This window comes from Streptomyces sp. LS1784, from assembly GCF_020103755.1.
Lineage (GTDB): Bacteria > Actinomycetota > Actinomycetes > Streptomycetales > Streptomycetaceae > Kitasatospora.
The window spans coordinates 1-2,107 of the sequence record NZ_JAHSQD010000913.1 but is presented as its reverse complement, the minus strand read 5'-3'; the positions used below and the strand labels follow the sequence as shown (position 1 = coordinate 2,107).

2 protein-coding genes are annotated in these 2,107 nt (G+C 76.5%); both read left to right on the top strand.

Features of this window, described 5'->3' with window-relative positions; genetic code table 11:
* Positions 1 to 1,235: cysteine protease StiP family protein (locus KS423_RS44175; RefSeq protein ID WP_224285318.1), on the top strand; the 1,235-nt coding region annotated here is incomplete at its 5' end.
* On the top strand, positions 1,235 to 2,068 hold the full coding sequence (locus KS423_RS44170) for an HAD family hydrolase (RefSeq protein ID WP_224285317.1): 834 nt from the start codon (positions 1,235 to 1,237) through the stop codon (positions 2,066 to 2,068). The genes KS423_RS44175 and KS423_RS44170, both read left to right, overlap by 1 nt.
* Positions 2,069 to 2,107 lie beyond the last annotated feature (39 nt).

Here is a 2,107-nt window from a genome sequence, read left to right as displayed (position 1 = left end):
ACCGGCCGGTGGCCGCGGCTGCCGCGCTGCCCGTGCCCCCGTCGCCGCCCGCGCCTGCCGCGCTGCCCGCGCCCCTGTACGGGCCGGCGTTCTCCTCGTACCCGGCCGAGGAAGTGGCCTGGCTGCTCAAGGACCTCTCCGGGGTCGTGCTCGAAGCCCCCACCGAGGAGCGGGAGGAGGCCGTCCAGAACGGCGGCGCGCACTACGCCGAGTCCCTGCCGGTCGAGTACCAGCCCAGCCCCGAGTACCAGGAGCTGTTCCACCAGGCGCTGCGCGGCTCCGCCGGCCGGATCGCGCTCGCCGTCGGCACCGTCGCCGAGACGCTGCTGCGCGAGCGCGGTCCCGGGCTGGTGCTCGCCTCGCTGGCCCGGGCCGGCACGCCCGTCGGCATCCTGGTGCGCCGCTGGCTGTCCTTCGCGCACGGCCTGTCCGTGCCGCACTACGCGGTCTCGATCGTGCGCGGCCGCGGCATCGACCCGGTCGCGCTGCGGTACCTGGCGGCCCATCACCGCGCCGGGGACGTGGTGTTCGTGGACGGCTGGACCGGCAAGGGCGCGATCACCCGCGAACTCGCCGACGCGCTGGCCGGCACCGGCTTCGACCCGGACCTCGCGGTGCTCGCCGACCCGGGTCGCTGCGTGCGGACGTACGGCACCCGGGACGACTTCCTGATCCCGTCCGCCTGCCTCAACTCCACGGTCTCCGGGCTGGTTTCGCGCACCGTGCTGCGGCCCGGGCTGATCGGGCCGGACGACTTCCACGGCGCCAAGCACTACGCCGAACTGGCCGGGAGCGACGTCTCGGCGGCCTTCCTGGACGCGGTGGCCGCCCGCTTCGGCGAGGTCCGTACCGCGGCGGTCGAGGGCTCCGAGCGGCTCGCCGCCGACCCGCACCGGGCGCCCGACTGGACCGGCTGGGCCGCCGTCGAGCGGATCAGCGCCGAGTACGGCATCGACAACGTCAACCTGGTCAAGCCCGGCGTCGGCGAGACCACCCGGGTGCTGCTGCGCCGCGTCCCCTGGCGCATCCTCGCCCGGCGCGGCGCCGGTGCGGACCTCGACCACGTCCGGCTGCTCGCCGCCCAGCGCGGCGTCGAGGTCGAGGAGGTGGACGGCCTGCCGTACACCTGCGTCGGCCTGATCCACCCCCGCTACAGCCGCGGGGCGACCGGGGACGACGGGCGTGCCGTGACCGGCGGGCGCGCCGTGACCGAGACTGCGGGGAGGGATTCCTGATGGGTGTTCTGGTGGCCAGCGACCTCGACCGGACGCTGATCTACTCCGAGCGGGCCATGGCCCTGGGCGCGCCCGACCGGCTAGCGCCGCGGCTGCTCTGCGTCGAGGTGTACCAGGGGCGGCCGCTGTCCTTCATGACCGAGCGGGCCGCCGGGCTGCTCGCCGAACTCGCCCGGGAGGCCTGCTTCGTGCCGGCCACCACCCGGACGCCGGAGCAGTACGGGCGGGTCAACCTGCCCGGTCCGACGCCGGACTGGGTCCCCGCGTACGCGATCTGCGCCAACGGCGGGCAGCTGCTGGTGGACGGCGTGCCGGACCGCGACTGGCGGGCCGAGATCACCGCGCGGATCGCCGCCGGTTCGGCCCCGCTGGAGGAGGTGGTCCGGCGGCTCGCGCTGTGCGCCGACCCGGAGTGGACGCACAAGCGGCAGGTCGCCGACGAGCTGTTCGCCTACCTGGTGGTCGAGCGGGCCGCGCTGCCGGCGGGCTGGCTGGCGGAGCTGACCGGCTGGTGCGCCGAGCGCGGCTGGACGGTTTCCCTGCAGGGCCGCAAGGTGTACGCGGTGCCCGCGCCGCTCACCAAGAGCGCCGCGCTGGCCGAGGTCGTGCGGCGCAGCGGCGCCGACACCGTGCTGGCGGCCGGGGACTCGCTGCTCGACGCGGACCTGCTGCTCGCGGCGGACGCCGGCTGGCGCCCGGGGCACGGCGAGCTCGCGGACAGCGGCTGGACGGCCCCCGGCGTCACCGCCCTGACGGAGGTGGGGGTGACGGCGGGGGAGGAGATCGTCCGGCGGTTCCTGGCGAGGGCGTCGGCCGTGCCGGTCGGGGCCTGACCGGGGCGATCAGGTGCCGACGGCCGGCGGCCGCCGGCC